A 14,679-nucleotide genomic window follows, 5' to 3' on the forward strand; every position below is an offset into this window, starting at 1 on the left:
CTTCAGATAACAAGGCCGAAGGCTCTCAATAAAATGGCAGTGTCGTATAACGGCAAACCCATGACGCCGCTGTAGCTGCCGTCGACATGTTCGACAAATGCGCCGGCGCGCCCCTGGATGGCGTAGGCGCCGGCCTTGCCGAGATATTCGCCGGTTTCCAGGTAGCGCGCGATAGTCACGGCATCGAGCACGGCGAACCTGACCCGGCTGGATGACAGGCGCAGCTCCACCCGCTCGCCTTGCTGCACCGCCACAGCGGTGTGCACCTGATGCTCGCGGCCGGACAAACGCCTCAGCATGGACTCGGCCTCGGTGCGGATGGCCGGCTTGCCAAGAATGGCACCGTCCACTTCAACCACCGTATCCGCACCCAGCACCGGAAAGCCCAGCAGATGGCGCACATCCACCGCGTGCCAGCCGCAGGCGGCCTTTTCGATCGCCATGCGCTGCACGAATTCGGGCGCAGCCTCGCCGGCGTGCGGGATTTCGACAACGTCCATGCGGCCACGCACGGCGCGCAGCGGCAGCACGTCGAAGGCAACCCCGATCTGCTTCAGCAGGTCTCGCCGACGCGACGACTGCGAAGCCAGATAAATCCGTTTATCAACCAGCATGTTCTCGTTATCTCCCCTCAATCCCGATGGTAGGGATGCCCCCTGATAATGCATACGGCACGATATAACTGCTCGACCAGCAGCACCCGCGCCAGCGCATGCGGCAAGGTCAGTTTCGACAGCCCCAGCAATTTGCCGGCGCGCGCTTTCACGCTGTCGGCGAGGCCATCCGCCCCGCCAATCACGAACGCCGGCGAGACCCCCTCGGCCATCCAGGCCTGCAGCCAGGCGGCCAGTTCGCGCGTGGTCGCCTGCGCGCCACGCTCGTCGAGCACCACCGGCACACAACCCGCAGGCAGCGCCGCCAGGATGCGCTCGGCCTCCAGCTGCCGCGCCCGCGCGCCATCCTCGCCCGCCACCCGATGCCCCGGCTTGATTTCGGTCAGCATAAGCGGCAGATCGGGCGGCATGCGGCGAACATAGTCGTCGCAGCCCGCGTCGATCCAGCCGGGCATCTTGTGGCCGACTGCGATCAGGTGAAGTTTCACCAGCTGTTGCGAAGCGAAAAACTAGTGATCTGCTTGCACATGGCGGGCGCGTGCGGCTTCGGCCGCGCCCCACAGCTCTTCCAGATTGTAATGCGCGCGCGTGGCGGGCAGCATCACATGGACGATCACGTCGCCAAGGTCGAGCAGCACCCACTCGCCGGTGTCCTCGCCTTCCATGTTGCCGACGTATGCGTCGGCTTCCTTCATCTTGACGCGCACATTGTCGGCGAGTGCGCGGGTTTGACGATTGGACGCGCCACTGGCGATCACCATGCGCTCGAACAGCGCGGTGAGCTTGCCGGTGTCGAGCACGGTGATGTCCTGCGCCTTGACGTCTTCAAGGGCGGCGACGATCAGTTTGATTTTGTCTTCGATTTTCATGGGGATATGTAAAGTTGGTGTTCGTAAATATAGTCGAGCACGGCGTCGGGCAGCAGATAACGTGCGCTGCCGTGCCGTGCCAGGGTGTCACGGATGGCGGTTGCCGAAATATCCAGTGGCGTCGTCGTACGCAACAGCACCGAGCCAGCCGGGCCGGAGACCGGGCCGTCGATTGGCTGCCGTTGCGATACTTCGTTTTTCAAAATCTCCGGCATGGCGTCGGGCTGCAGCAGCCGCGCGCCGGGACGCGCAGCCACCGCAATATGCGCCAGCTCGAACAGCTGCCGCCATTCGTGCCAGCTGGGCAGGCCGAGAAATGCATCCGCCCCCAGCAGCAGCCACAGCGGCTGCTCAAAACCCAGTTCGGCGCGCAAGGCTGCCAGCGTGTCGACCGTGTAGCTCGGGCGTGGGCTTTCAACTTCGCGCGCGTCGAGCATAAAGCGCGGATTGCCGGCAATCGCGCGGCGCACCATCTCCAGCCGATGGCCGGCCGCGGTGCGCGGCGCGCCGCGGTGCGGCGGCAGCCCGGCGGGAATGAACAGCACCCGCTCCAGGCCAAGCCTTTCAGCCATTTCCTCGGCCAGCCGCAGATGGCCGAAATGGATGGGGTCGAAGGTGCCGCCCATCACACCGATGGCGGGATGGGGGTGAGGGGTGAGGGGGAAGGGGTGAGGGCTCATGCGCCCGCCCTCACCCCTATCGCCTCACGCCTCACTGTTCTCCTCATCCGCGCACGTGGCCATCCCCCAGCACCACCCATTTCTGGCTGGTCAGCCCTTCCAGGCCGACCGGGCCACGGGCGTGGATCTTGTCGGTGGAGATACCGATCTCGGCGCCAAGGCCGTATTCGAAGCCGTCGGCGAAGCGGGTCGATGCGTTGACTACCACGCTGGCCGAATCGACCTCGCGCAGGAAGCGGCGCGCGCGGCCATAGTCCTCGGTGACGATGGCGTCGGTGTGCTGCGAGCCGTGGGTGTTGATGTGGGTCATCGCGGCGTCGATGTCGTCGACCACCTTGACCGCGATGATGGGGCCGAGGTATTCCTCGGTCCAGTCGGCCGCGACCGCAGCTTTCAATTTGTCCGCTGCGATGCCGGCGCCCTGCAGGATTGCCAGCGCTTCCGGGCAGCCGCGCATTTCCACGCCCTTGCCGGCGAGCATGCGGCCGATTTCGGGCAGTGCCGCATTGGCAATGCCGCGGGCCACCAGCAGCGACTCGGTGGTATTGCAGGTGCCGTAGCGCTGGGTCTTCGCGTTCTCGACGATCTTCAGCGCCTTGGCGAGGTCGGCGCGGTCGTCGACGTAGACGTGGCAGTTGCCGTGCAGGTGCTTGATCACCGGCACCCGCGCCTCGCCGGTGATGCGCTCGATCAGTCCCTTGCCGCCGCGCGGCACGATGACGTCGACGTAATCCTTCATGGTGATGAGCTCGCCCACCGCGGCGCGGTCGGTGGTCTCGATCACCTGCACCACGGTCGCGGGCAGCCCGGCGACTTCCAGCCCTTCGCGCACGCAGGCGGCGATCGCCTGGTTGGAGTGCAGCGCCTCGGAGCCGCCGCGCAGGATCGCTGCGTTACCGGATTTCAGGCACAGGCCGGCGGCGTCCGCCGTCACGTTGGGACGCGCTTCATAAATGATGCCGATGACGCCGAGCGGCACCCGCATCTTGCCGACCTGGATGCCGGAGGGACGGTACTTGAGGCCGTCGATTTCGCCGACCGGATCGGGCAGCGCGGCGATCTGCTCCAGCCCTTCGGCCATGCCGGCGACCGCTTTGTCGTTGAGCTGCAGGCGGTCGAGCAACGCGGCGTCGAGCCCGCCGGCGCGCGCATGCTCCATGTCGCGCGCGTTGGCCTGCAGCAGCTTGGCGGCATCGCGCCGGATCGCCGCGGCCATCGCCAGCAGGGCGCGGTTCTTCTGGTTGGTGTCGGCGCGGGCAATCGCCCGCGAGGCTTCGCGCGCCTGCCGGCCGACCGTCTGCATGTAAGTTTTAATATCCATCATCTTTTTCCATTACCTGCCGGTTGCGCCAGATTCATACCAACACGCAACAGCGTGTCCCAGGGATCGCCCACCCGCTCCAGCCCCTTGGCCTGGCGGTCGATCAGCGCCAGGTCGGCCAGCGCGGTTTCGACCTGCGCCAGCCCCAGGCGCTTCACTGCGCGCTCGATCTGCGGCGCGCGCTGCTTGTCGCGCCCCCACAGCATCCGCATCAGGCCGGACAGGTTTTCACCCTGTGCCAGGGCCGATTTTAGCCTGAGCAGCAGGCCCACTGCCGACGTCACTTGCCACAGGATCGCCGGCACCGCCTCGCCTGCATCCCTGAGATCGGTCACGATCTGCGCAAAGCGCGCGCCGTCGCCCGCATACAGCGCATCCGCGAGGGCGTCGGCTTCCAGCCGGCTGACGTCGACCACCGCATGCTCGACGTCGGCCAGCGTCACCGCTCCCGGCGGCAGCAGCAACGCGAGCTTGTCGATTTCCTGCTGCGCCGCCAGCAGATTGCCCTCGACCTGGTCGGCCAGAAATTCCAGCGCGGCGCGATCGGCGCGCAGGCCTTGCCTGGCGAGACGGCGGTCGATCCAGGCGGGCAGCTGGGCGCGTTCGATCGGCCGCGCCTCGACCACCACGCCGGCAGACGCCAGCGTGGTGAACCAGCGGCTTTTCATGGCTTTCCAGTCCAGGCCCGGCAGGCTGATCAGGGTGAGCGTATCGGCCGGGAGCCTGGCGGCATAGGCCTCCAGCGCCTTGGCGCCATCGATGCCGGGCTTGCCGGAAGGGACGCGGATTTCGGTCAGGCGGCGCTCGGCAAACAGCGAAAGGTTGTCACCGCCGGCAAAAATTCTCTGCCAGTTGTAGCGTCCCTGCACGGTGTAGACATTGCGCTCGCTGTGCCCGGCCGCACGCGCCGCCGCGCGGATGGCGTCACACGCTTCCTGCGCCGCCAGCGGCTCGTCGCCCACCACCACGTAGAGCGCAGCGAGGCCGCGCGCAAGCTGGTCGGGCAGACGGTCGGCCGCAATGCTCAACTGGCGGGGCCAATGCTTTGCAGGCGGCGCACGATCCGCCGTGCAGCGCTGTCGTCCATGTCGCGATACAGCAGTTGCTCCTCGGCCCCCTTGGCCAGCACCTGCGCGTCATCGTAAGTGATGTCGCGGGTGAGCTCGATGGTCTCGTCCGCGGCCAGCGCGCGCCCGTCCTTGTCTTTAATGCTGTAGGTCAGCTGCAAGCCGAGCCGGTATTCGGTGACACGCCCGGCGCCGGACAGCGAGAGGATGATTTTGCTGCGCGTCTCCTGGCCGAGAACCAGCACGGCCTCGGCTTCGGCGGCACTCGCGGCCAGGCGGGTCTGTTTGCTCGCAGCCAGCGAACTACGGATGCGCTGTGCCACCGCGCCGCCGTGCGGCGCGTCGATATACAGGCTGGCAAATGGCACCTCAACCATGCGGCGCAGCTGGAAGCCGCATCCCGCTGCAAGCAGCGCCGGCATGGCGGCAAGGAAAAGTCGGCGGTTCATAGGACGATATTAACCAAACGCCCCGGCACCACCACCACTTTTTTTGGCGGTTTGCCTTCCAGGTATTTCTGCGCGACCTCGCTCGCCAGCGTCGCCGCCTCGACCGCCTCGCGCGTCGCCGTCGTCGCCACGCGGATCTGCCCGCGCAGCTTGCCGTTGACCTGCAGCATCAGCTCGATCTCGTCCTGTACCAGCGCGGCCTCGTCGACCGTCGGCCAGGTCATCGCGGCGTCCGGCTTCAACTCGGCGTACAGCGCCTCGCTGATGTGCGGCACGATGGGCGCCAGCATGGCAACCGCGGCTTCCAGCACTTCCTGCCGCACGCTACGGGTCGTGACATCGTCGCCCTCCAGTTTGGCCAGCGCGTTCATCAGCTCCATCACCGCAGCGATCGCGGTGTTGAACTGCTTACGGCGTTCGATATCGTCGCTGACCTTGTGGATGGTCTGGTGCAATTGGCGGCGCAGGGTTTTAGCTTCATCGCTTAAATTGCCCAAATCTCCACTCATATAGGCCGTAACGCTGCCACGCTCTTGCAGGTGGTCAAACGCGGCTTTCCATAAGCGTTTAAGGAAGCGGTGCGCGCCCTCGACGCCGGCGTCCGACCATTCCAGGCTCTGTTCCGGCGGTGCGGCGAACATGGTGAACAGGCGCGCGGTATCGGCGCCGTACAGATCGATCAGCGCCTGCGGGTCGACACCGTTGTTCTTCGACTTCGCCATTTTCTCGGTGCCGCCGACGCTGACCGGCTGGCCGTCGGCCTTCAGCACCGCGACGCCGTCGCGCGTCTCGACGTCGGCCGGATTGAACCAGGTCTTCTTGCCATCCGCCGTTTCGCGGTAATAGGTGTCGGCGATCACCATGCCCTGCGTCAGCAGGTTGACGAACGGCTCGTCGCTCGAAACCAGGCCCTCGTCGCGCATCAGCTTGTGGAAGAAGCGCGCGTACAGCAGATGCAAAATTGCGTGCTCGATGCCGCCGATGTACTGGTCGACCGGCAGCCATTTGTCGGCGCGCGCATCGAGCATGCCGCCGTCGAAATCGGGGCAGGCGTAGCGCGCGTAATACCACGACGACTCGACGAAAGTATCCATGGTGTCGGTCTCGCGCCGCGCCGCGCTGCCGCATTTCGGGCAGGTGCAGTTGACGAAGTCGGCGCGCTTGCTGAGCGGGTTGCCGGAACCGTCCGGCACTACGTCCTCCGGCAACACCACCGGCAACTGTTCGGCCGGCACCAGCACGTCGCCGCAGGCGGCGCAGTGAACAATGGGGATCGGACAGCCCCAGTAGCGCTGGCGCGAGATGCCCCAGTCGCGCAGGCGGAACTGGGTTTTCTTTTCACCCAGGTTCAGCGCGGCGAGGTCGACGGCGATGGCGTCGACCGCGGTCGTGTAATCAAGGCCGTCGTACTTGCCGGAATTGATAACGATACCGTGTCCATCATGCGGAGATTCATGTAGTAGCTGTGTGTGCAGCATACCTACCGCTTCTTCGGCATCCTTCGGAAGTTCTTTTACAAAAAGTTCTTTTTCAATGTATTTAATAAATGAATATGGAGCAATCTCTGTTGTATTCAGTTGAATACCGGCAGCTTCCAAGGCTGCCACTGCTCGTCTCCAGTCTTCTAGCAGCTGCTTGCTTGCCACAACCCTTTTGATTGGTAGCGTATTGATGACCGCCATATCCCAATCCCGGTAATCGTGCGCCGGCACCGCCATCACCGCGCCATCGCCGTAACTCATCAGCACGTAGTTGCCGACCCAAACCGGCACCTGCTCGCCGGTGAGCGGGTGGGTCACTTTGAGGCCGGTGTCCATGCCCTTCTTTTCCATCGTCGCCATGTCGGCCTCGGCGACGCTGCCCTGCTTGCATTCTGCGATGAAGGCAGCGAGCTCGGGGTTGTTTTGCGCCGCGCGGGTGGCGAGCGGGTGCTCGGCGGCGACCGCGCAGAAGGTCACGCCCATGATGGTGTCGGCACGGGTGGTGAACACCCACAGCTGTTCGTCCTTGCCGTCGAGCTGATACGGAAAGGCGAAGCGCACCCCCACGCTCTTGCCGATCCAGTTGGCCTGCATGGTCTTGACCCGCTCCGGCCAGCCCGGCAGATTGTCCAACCCGCTCAGCAGTTCGTCGGCGTACTGGGTGATGCGGAAGAAATACATCGGGATGTCGCGTTTTTCGACCAGCGCGCCAGAGCGCCAGCCGCGCCCGTCGATGACCTGCTCATTGGCGAGCACGGTCTGATCAACCGGATCCCAGTTCACGCTGGCCATCTTCTTGTAGATCACGCCCTTTTCGAACAGGCGGGTGAACAGCCATTGCTCCCAGCGGTAGTAGTCCGGCCTGCAGGTGGCGAGTTCGCGCGACCAGTCAATGGCAAAGCCCAGCGCCTTGAGCTGGGTGCGCATGTGGTCGATGTTGGCATAGGTCCAGGCGGCCGGCGGCACGTTGTTGGCGATCGCCGCGTTTTCTGCCGGCAGGCCGAAGGCGTCCCAGCCCATCGGCTGCATCACGTTGTAGCCGCGCATGGCGTGGTAGCGCGCCAGCACGTCGCCGATGGTGTAGTTGCGCACGTGGCCCATGTGCAGCCTGCCCGAGGGATAGGGGAACATCGACAGGCAGTAGTATTTGGGGCGATCGGAGTCGTCGCGGGCGCGGTAGGCCTGGCTGGCTGCCCAATGCGCCTGCGCGGCACGTTCGATTTCCGGGGGAAGGTATTTTTCTTGCATTGCAGCAACCGCATGGAATCAAGGCGGCGATTATACCTGTCCGCCCCGCCGCCCTGCCCGCGCACCGGCGCATGGTTCATTCGTCCTCTTCAGCCCGTGACCGGGATTTCCTATGCTCTGGAATACAGCCCCCCTGTCCGGCCGGTTTACAATTCACAAACACAGAGGAGATCCCATGAAAACGCTGCTTCCGCTTGCCCTGCTTGCCGCCTCCCTGCCTGCCATGGCCGCCCAGCCCGACGTGCTGCCGGTCAGGCAGATCGGCCTGGAACTGGCACGCGACATCGCCATGGCCGCGGTCGAGGCCTGCCGCCAGGACGGCTACAACGTTGCCGCCGTGGTGCTCGACCGCGCCGGCAACCTCCAGGTGGCGTTGCGCGACACCCTGGCGGCGCGCCACACCCTGGAAATCGCCGAGCGCAAGGCCGGCATGAGCATCATGTCCGGCAGCGGCTCCGGCGAATTCCGCGCCGCCCGCGGCGATATCCGCCCCGAGCTCAACCACATCGACGGCCTCATCGTCATGGACGGTGCGTTACCCATCCGCGCCGCCGGCAGCCTGATCGGCGCCATCGGGGTATCGGGTGCGCCCGGCGGCGAAAAAGATGCCGCCTGCGCCGCCGCCGCGCTGAAAAAAGTCGAGGAAAGGCTGGAGTTTTCCATGTAAGGCCGGCCAGTTGGGGCTTTCGCGCGCGGGTGACAAGCCCCGCCTCGCGCGGGTAAAATGCGGCGTTTTCGCCTAATTTTCACCCATTCTCCAGGGAGTCCCAACATGTCCAAGAAGCATCCCGTCATTGCGGTCACGGGTTCATCCGGCGCCGGCACCACTACCGTCAAGCGCGCGTTCGAGCACATCTTCTTCCGCGAACAGATCAACGCTGCCGTGATCGAGGGTGACAGCTTCCACAGCCTGTCGCGCATCGAATTCAAGGAAGCCGTGAAGAAGGCCGAAGACGAAGGCAACATGTCGTTCAGCCATTTCGGCCCGCAGTCCAACCGCTTCGACAAACTGGCCGAGCTGTTCGAGACCTATGGCAGAACCGGTGGCGGCAAGAAGCGCTACTACATCCACAGCGACGAAGAAGCCGCCGAGCACAACCAGCGCCTCAACACCAGCCTCAACCCCGGTGAATTTACCCCGTGGGAAGACGTGCCAGCCGGCTCCGACGTGCTGTTTTACGAAGGTCTGCACGGCCTGGTGAAAACCGACGACATCGACGTCTCGAAGCACGTCGACCTCGGCATCGGCGTGGTGCCCATCGTCAACCTCGAATGGATCCAGAAAATCCACCGTGACGGCGCCGAGCGCGGCTATTCGGCCGACGTCATCGTCGACACCATCCTGCGCCGCATGCCGGATTACGTGAACTACATCACCCCGCAGTTCTCACGCACCGACATCAACTTCCAGCGCGTGTCCACCGTCGACACCTCCAACCCCTTCATCTCGCGCGACATCCCCACGCCGGACGAAAGCTTCATCGTCATTCGCTTCCGCGAGCCCAAGGGTGTCGACTTCCCCTACCTGCTGAACATGATCCCGAACTCCTTCATGTCGCGCCGCAACACCATCGTGGTGCCGGGCGCCAAGATGGGCTTCGCCATGGAACTGATCCTGGCACCGATCATCCAGGACATGATTGCCGGCAAGAGCAAGTAAGAAGGTTGACTTGAATGAAAAACGGAGCCTGCGGGCTCCGTTTTTGTTTTGCGTATGCCCGGTCGATCCATACCACGCTGAATTTACAGACCGTCGCGCAGGCTCATGTGTCGTTGGAAAAGGCTGCCCCTTGCCTTGACGCCCCCCAAGCACTACGCTCAAACAGCATCCCGGAGGATCGAGGGTGTGCATTGGCATAGATCGTTGCCTGTTTCTGCAAACTGCTGACCATGACGCCATGAATACCCCTGAAAACCCCCTTACAAAAGAACAGATCACGCACTTCGCGCAGCGCATCGACGCGCGCAAAAGCCTTTTGCTGGATGAAATCCGACAGGTACTCGCGCGCTCCAGCAACGAGCACTATGCCGATCTCATCGGCGGAGCGGGCGATTCCGGCGATGCGGCGGCAGCCTCCTTGCTCCGTGACATCACCGAAGCCGAGATCATCCGCGACGTGGGAGAGGTACGTGACATCGCGCAAGCGGAGCAGCGCCTCGCGGCCGGACAGTACGGCCTGTGCACCGACTGCGGGGCTGCCATCCGGTACAAACGGCTGGATGCGTATCCGACCGCCAAACGCTGCTTTACCTGTCAGGTGCGCCGCGAAAAACTGCAGGCACCTTCACCCTACACGGGGCGATGACCATCGAGATGGGATATCTAATAAACGGAATAAATACGGCCAGACACGATATTGAAGTCAGTTAATCGTGGCTGACCGCGTTGACGCCACGAGGCGTCAACGCGATCAGCATGGCTTGCGCGCGACAACCGTGGCAAAGACTTTCCGGGTGTCGTTCGGCGCTGAAAACGCTTCCGGCGTGAAGCTCACGATCTCCCACTGCGTGAACATGGCACGCAGGCTGTCGTGATTGAAAAGGCAATGCCCTTCGGGGGCGAACATGTCCATGTACGTCGTGCCTTCAGTCAAAACGTTGATCACGGCGACGCCGCCAGGGCGAACCCGAGCTTGAAGCTGTGCCAGCTGCCGATTGGCCGTAGGACAGTCGAAAAACATGAGCAGTCCGATGCACACAACGGCATCGAAGTCTTCGGTGAGTACGTGCGACCGGAGGTCTGCTTGTTCAACCCGTAGTGACAGTCCGTCATGCTTTGCGACGGCGCGGAGGTGGCTGATCGCGGCACGGCTGGCATCAAGTGCAAGCACAGAGCAGCCTCGGCGAGCAGCCTCGACGGCGAGGTTACCCAGTCCGCACCCATAGTCCAGCACCCTTCCGCGCAAATGCGGCAAAGCGGCACTCTCAAACGGATTCAACCCATACTCCCCGGCAGCCACCTGCCGGCGAAACTGTTGGTCGAAGAACTGAATGCTCGCGTTTTCGTTCATGGTGGCGATTGTAGCGGCGGGCTCGAGCGCCTGCCGTTTTAGTTAAGAGGGATGATGGATTCAGATCGTGGCTTCGCACGATCCAAGCTTATTCGTTAGGCCTCATCGTGCTTGACCGCGGATTCTGGAAGGCCGAACACGCGATCGAAGGCCCATGTGAAAACAATGGCATAGACGAAGAAAAACACCAAGAGGCCAAGATTCGCCAGGAACGCACTGAGTGCTGAAGTATTCAACCAGAGCGCCATCACCGGAACAAGCATGACAACGAGGCCGCCCTCGAAACCGATGCCATGCGCCAAGCGCCTGGCGAACGAACGACCTCGCACGGACTGACGCGCCTCCCAACGCTCAAAAATTGTATTGAACACGTAGTTCCACCCGAGTGCAATGCTCGATAGAACAAAAGCGAGACCTATGGTTGATCCAGGCGGTTCGTCGAAAATGACACTCAAGACTGGGGCAACGAAGGCAATGGCAAAAACCTCATACAGGATTGCTTGCAGTACGCGTCGGGTATTGGGGCTCATGACGAAATCACGATGGTGGTGCTTGGTTTGATTGAGGCCTAACAATAGCTAACCGGCGCTGTAATAAATGGCCAGACACGACATTGAAGTCAATTAATCGTGTCTGCCCCTATTTGACTGTGTCTGACCCTATTTGACTCTTCAAGGACAAAATATCTATATGCGGCTATATATTGCAGGCAGAAGGCCGTTCTATAAGAAAGTGTATGGTTAGCATGTGCTTATGCATTTCTTACATTCCGGCTATCACACTGTTGATCGACAAAGACCGCCCGTTAAACCTAAGACCCATCTCCATGCCGTCTTTCGTTGCACCAATATGAAGATGCGGCTCAAGTGTATTTCCCGAATTGCCGATTTCAGCCAATGGTTGCCCCACGGTCACGACTTCCCCTGGCGCCACTTTAATGCTGCCTTGCTTTAAATGAGCCATTAAGATATCCGCTTCGGCACACTTCAGCACTATGTAATTACCCTCCGGATGCTCTGTATCGGGGTTTCCAGGAAGATTGTCTTGAAGGCTATCGCGAACCTTGAAAATATTTCCGTAGCATGGGCTATAGAGTTTCTCGCCAAAGATTTCGTAGGCGCTTAGCGCTTGTGGGGCTATTCCGTCTGCCCGATTGCCAAACGAGTTCAACTTAACGATGTCCAGAGCCAGCTTGCTGCCGCCCAGAACGTGGAAAGGGTTTGTGACTGCGCTAGCTCCGCCTTGAAGAACGTAATAGGTACCGGATCTGAGCGGGAAAGTTACGTCAAGCATTTCTCCAGATGGATAATGCGACGCGATAGCCAGGATATCCAGTACCGCAAACAGAAAAAAAACCACGATAGAGGGAACCGTGATTCTGCCATAGCGCGTTCCAGAATGAGAACCACCACGCTTCGTTAGGAGGCTTGAAAAAACAGCGACTACGACGAATAGTCCGAGAAATACATACCGCAAGTAATAACTCGTGAAGGCCCAAGGGTTCGTCATAAAAGCAAAGGCAATTATACTACCGCAAGCTAATGCCCACACTGCCCAATTCAGCCAGCTGCGATGTCGAAGACTGACCAGCCAGATAAGAGAGATACCCGAAAGAAGCAGCGGGTAGACTGCGAATGCTATGGGAAGGCTCTCACTCATGGTGCTGATTCAGAAGTGCATAACGTAGAAGTCAGGGGCGTGCCGGCATTATCGGCGCGTCCCGCTTGACTGATGGGATGGACTCCGCCGTCTTTTTGTTGCCATAGTTGGCATTGCTGGTCTTCATGGGGATGGGGATCAGATATCTTCAACGAAAGGGGGCAGGTTTCTTGCTTTTGGGGAGTCCATATATACTTTGTTAGAGCATTCATAAGTAAGTTTTACTTACCTGTTTCCCTAGTCATTACAATACATTCGGATCCGTAGTTTCCAGATTTGGCTTACGCCACCTGAATACAGCGACAAGCACTAGAACAAAGCCTGGAATTGAAAATGGGATTCCGATCATTAATATGAACAACATGGGAGGAAAGCCAACCACACCCGCCGCAAAAGAAACTATGGCTGAGTAATGAAAAATAATGTCTGTTATTGATCTGTCTTGAATCAGCCCCGTGTATACGATTGTTCGATTTAATAGATAAAGTGAGAATCCATAAGCAGCAGAGAGCAAACCGTATGCATATCCCCCCACTCCAAAACCCTCGGTTGCTGGCCCTTTAATCGTAGTAAGGGCAAGATATCCCATGAAGAAAATCGGCCATGCGATGAGAAAGTAGAATCTCGATGCAGTCCTGCGTTGAATTTCGTGCTTTGTATTTTGAGATTTAATATTCATTCGTCTTCTGCTGGCCCGTTTGTTGCGCTAACGCCCGCCATTACCGGTGACAAAACCGTAGCGAAGCGGAGGTTTTGGCATCCGGTGCATGGCATTGTTATAAGTTCTCCCGACTATCCAACCACTTTCTTGAGATCACGGTGAGTGTAGGCCAGAAAACTGTATTAATCAGATCATGAAGGCTTGCCGACCAGCGCATATAGCCGAGCGATCCCAAATCGTCGCGTAGATCTAAAACTTCCATTGCACCTGCCACAAGGAGCACTGGAAGCACAGCCAAGACATCGAACCGCCCGCGCCGCCACAGAACTACAGCCAGGAAGAAGACTAGCAAACCTATATGTATATGGATCGCATCCTTGGAAAGGCTCAGAACGTCAAGAATAATGAGCTTCAAATTCTGATATGCGGAAGTTTCCATGCTTTCCACCTACTTATAACGTTTGAGTTGTGTGGCGCGAACGAAGCGCGGCGTAGTGAGCGTCACACACAAACGAGTTGTTATATGCTTATCTGTCTTGATTGATTTCAAATCGATTATCACAGATTTGGCATTCGTAAGTATGGGTGTGTGGAGAAACAGTTCCATCTCTCCTGACATGGCTTCTCGATTTCATTTCTTCTCTTGGCACATTTCTTAAGTCAGCTTTGCACACAGGACAATATTGAATATCTGGTTGCATGCCTGGTACATTTGCCATAACTACTCCTACGATTAATTCAATTTACCAACGATCATCTTGTTGCATATTGAATCAAAGGAATCAAAGGAATCAAAGGGGCCAGGCTCTGAGGTTTCCCCACAATCGCACAGCCATAGCGCGATTGATTGCCCTCAGGACTTGAGTCGGCGGTCGAGCTCCGCCTGGGCAAAAAACGCGCTGGCCAGTTTGAGGATCTCGTTGGCGCGGCGCAACTCCTTGACCTCGCGCTCCAGCTCCTTGACGCGTTGCACCTCGGTCGTGGTCACGCCAGGACGCTGGCCGGTGTAGGTCTCATGCCGGCGCACCCAGGTGTGCAGGGTGGCTGCCGAGCAGCCGATCTTGACTGCGATCGATTCAATGGCAGCCCACTGCGATGGATGATCCTTGCGGCGTTCGGTGACCAGGCGCACGGCACGTTCGCGGACTTCGGGGGAATACTTTACGGGTTTCTTCATGGCTCCATCTTCTCAAGAGTTGGAGCCTCCACAAAATCCGGGGCGGTTCATGTGATGTCAAAGCCGCCACCGAACTCAACACCGAGTAATTCATGAGAGTTCTTCCATGTCTTCCCATCGTGGCTTGCCCAATACTTATAGAGATACAAATCCTTTGCAAGGATTGCTTGGGACTTGACCTGCTTCTCGGACGCGAATAGCGACCCGCTTGCTTTGAGTGTGACCGGAAATGCGAAGCCAGCGGGATAGAACACCACGTACTCTGTACTTTGTGGTGCAGGATCACCAACGCGAACAATTGACAGTTTTGAGATTGACTCGACGGGCGCAGGCCTCAGGGCAGCACAGCCCATGATGGTACTCAGCATCAGTGTGATTAAGAAAAAATGTTTCATATGTGTATACCTAACGCCAGAGCTCAGCCGCCGGCAGCCCGCGTAGC

17 protein-coding genes and 1 pseudogene are annotated in these 14,679 nt (G+C 60.1%); 3 read left to right on the plus strand and 15 right to left on the minus strand.

The window, feature by feature from the left end:
- Positions 1 to 2: 2 nt before the first annotated feature.
- Genes ACZ41T_RS06805 through leuS form a run of 8 tightly spaced genes read right to left on the minus strand, consistent with a single transcriptional unit; the run spans position 3 to position 7,729 of the window.
- Entirely contained in the window at positions 3 to 614 is a 612-nt protein-coding gene (locus tag ACZ41T_RS06805) for a Maf family protein (RefSeq protein ID WP_464923717.1), read from the minus strand.
- A 17-nt stretch (positions 615 to 631) separates the two neighbouring features.
- Positions 632 to 1,102, minus strand: a complete 471-nt coding sequence (gene rlmH / locus ACZ41T_RS06810; protein WP_464923718.1) for a 23S rRNA (pseudouridine(1915)-N(3))-methyltransferase RlmH — start codon at positions 1,100 to 1,102, stop codon at positions 632 to 634.
- 21 nt (positions 1,103 to 1,123) lie between these two features.
- The gene (gene rsfS / locus ACZ41T_RS06815; RefSeq protein ID WP_464923719.1) at positions 1,124 to 1,483 is read right to left on the minus strand and encodes a ribosome silencing factor; all 360 of its coding nucleotides are present in this window, start codon (positions 1,481 to 1,483) and stop codon (positions 1,124 to 1,126) included.
- Positions 1,480 to 2,163 (minus strand): nicotinate-nucleotide adenylyltransferase, encoded by a 684-nt coding sequence (gene nadD / locus ACZ41T_RS06820; protein WP_464923720.1) that lies wholly within the window; start codon positions 2,161 to 2,163, stop codon positions 1,480 to 1,482. Before nadD ends, rsfS begins: the two co-directional genes overlap by 4 nt.
- 43 nt (positions 2,164 to 2,206) lie before the next feature.
- Positions 2,207 to 3,484, minus strand: coding sequence for a glutamate-5-semialdehyde dehydrogenase (locus tag ACZ41T_RS06825; RefSeq protein WP_464923721.1), 1,278 nt, complete (start codon positions 3,482 to 3,484; stop codon positions 2,207 to 2,209).
- Entirely contained in the window at positions 3,484 to 4,512 is a 1,029-nt protein-coding gene (gene holA, locus ACZ41T_RS06830) for a DNA polymerase III subunit delta (protein ID WP_464923722.1), read from the minus strand. Before holA ends, ACZ41T_RS06825 begins: the two co-directional genes overlap by 1 nt.
- The gene (locus ACZ41T_RS06835; protein WP_464923723.1) at positions 4,509 to 5,000 is read right to left on the minus strand and encodes an LPS-assembly lipoprotein LptE; all 492 of its coding nucleotides are present in this window, start codon (positions 4,998 to 5,000) and stop codon (positions 4,509 to 4,511) included. Before ACZ41T_RS06835 ends, holA begins: the two co-directional genes overlap by 4 nt.
- On the minus strand, positions 4,997 to 7,729 hold the full coding sequence (gene leuS / locus ACZ41T_RS06840; protein ID WP_464923724.1) for a leucine--tRNA ligase: 2,733 nt from the start codon (positions 7,727 to 7,729) through the stop codon (positions 4,997 to 4,999). The genes ACZ41T_RS06835 and leuS overlap by 4 nt, the downstream gene beginning before the upstream one ends.
- 175 nt (positions 7,730 to 7,904) lie before the next feature.
- Here leuS and ACZ41T_RS06845 point away from each other — a divergent pair, with 175 nt between their 5' ends.
- From ACZ41T_RS06845 to ACZ41T_RS06855, 3 genes are all read left to right on the plus strand, one after another.
- Complete coding sequence (locus tag ACZ41T_RS06845) at positions 7,905 to 8,396, plus strand: GlcG/HbpS family heme-binding protein (protein ID WP_464923725.1); 492 nt, start codon at positions 7,905 to 7,907, stop codon at positions 8,394 to 8,396.
- Positions 8,397 to 8,501: 105 nt separating this feature from the next.
- Positions 8,502 to 9,389 (plus strand): phosphoribulokinase, encoded by an 888-nt coding sequence (locus ACZ41T_RS06850; protein WP_464923726.1) that lies wholly within the window; start codon positions 8,502 to 8,504, stop codon positions 9,387 to 9,389.
- Between the two features lie 238 nt (positions 9,390 to 9,627).
- A complete protein-coding gene (locus ACZ41T_RS06855) occupies positions 9,628 to 10,035 on the plus strand; it encodes a TraR/DksA family transcriptional regulator (RefSeq protein WP_464923727.1) in 408 nt (135 codons plus the stop codon).
- 105 nt (positions 10,036 to 10,140) lie between these two features.
- On the opposite strand, the gene ACZ41T_RS06860 is transcribed toward ACZ41T_RS06855, so the two are convergent.
- From ACZ41T_RS06860 to ACZ41T_RS06890, 7 genes and pseudogenes are all read right to left on the minus strand, one after another.
- Positions 10,141 to 10,740, minus strand: coding sequence for an SAM-dependent methyltransferase (locus ACZ41T_RS06860; RefSeq protein ID WP_464923728.1), 600 nt, complete (start codon positions 10,738 to 10,740; stop codon positions 10,141 to 10,143).
- A gap of 95 nt (positions 10,741 to 10,835) precedes the next feature.
- Positions 10,836 to 11,270, minus strand: a complete 435-nt coding sequence (locus ACZ41T_RS06865; RefSeq protein ID WP_464923729.1) for a PACE efflux transporter — start codon at positions 11,268 to 11,270, stop codon at positions 10,836 to 10,838.
- A 232-nt stretch (positions 11,271 to 11,502) separates the two neighbouring features.
- Positions 11,503 to 12,399, minus strand: a complete 897-nt coding sequence (locus ACZ41T_RS06870) for a M23 family metallopeptidase (protein WP_464923730.1) — start codon at positions 12,397 to 12,399, stop codon at positions 11,503 to 11,505.
- Between the two features lie 244 nt (positions 12,400 to 12,643).
- Positions 12,644 to 13,078 (minus strand): hypothetical protein, encoded by a 435-nt coding sequence (locus ACZ41T_RS06875; protein WP_464923731.1) that lies wholly within the window; start codon positions 13,076 to 13,078, stop codon positions 12,644 to 12,646.
- Between the two features lie 97 nt (positions 13,079 to 13,175).
- Entirely contained in the window at positions 13,176 to 13,499 is a 324-nt protein-coding gene (locus ACZ41T_RS06880; protein WP_464923732.1) for a hypothetical protein, read from the minus strand.
- Between the two features lie 412 nt (positions 13,500 to 13,911).
- Positions 13,912 to 14,237 (minus strand): annotated as a pseudogene (locus ACZ41T_RS06885) (transposase); the annotation flags it as partial.
- 47 nt (positions 14,238 to 14,284) lie between these two features.
- Positions 14,285 to 14,632, minus strand: a complete 348-nt coding sequence (locus ACZ41T_RS06890) for a hypothetical protein (RefSeq protein ID WP_464923733.1) — start codon at positions 14,630 to 14,632, stop codon at positions 14,285 to 14,287.
- Positions 14,633 to 14,679: the final 47 nt, after the last annotated feature.

Source organism: Thiobacillus thiophilus (assembly GCF_055378705.1).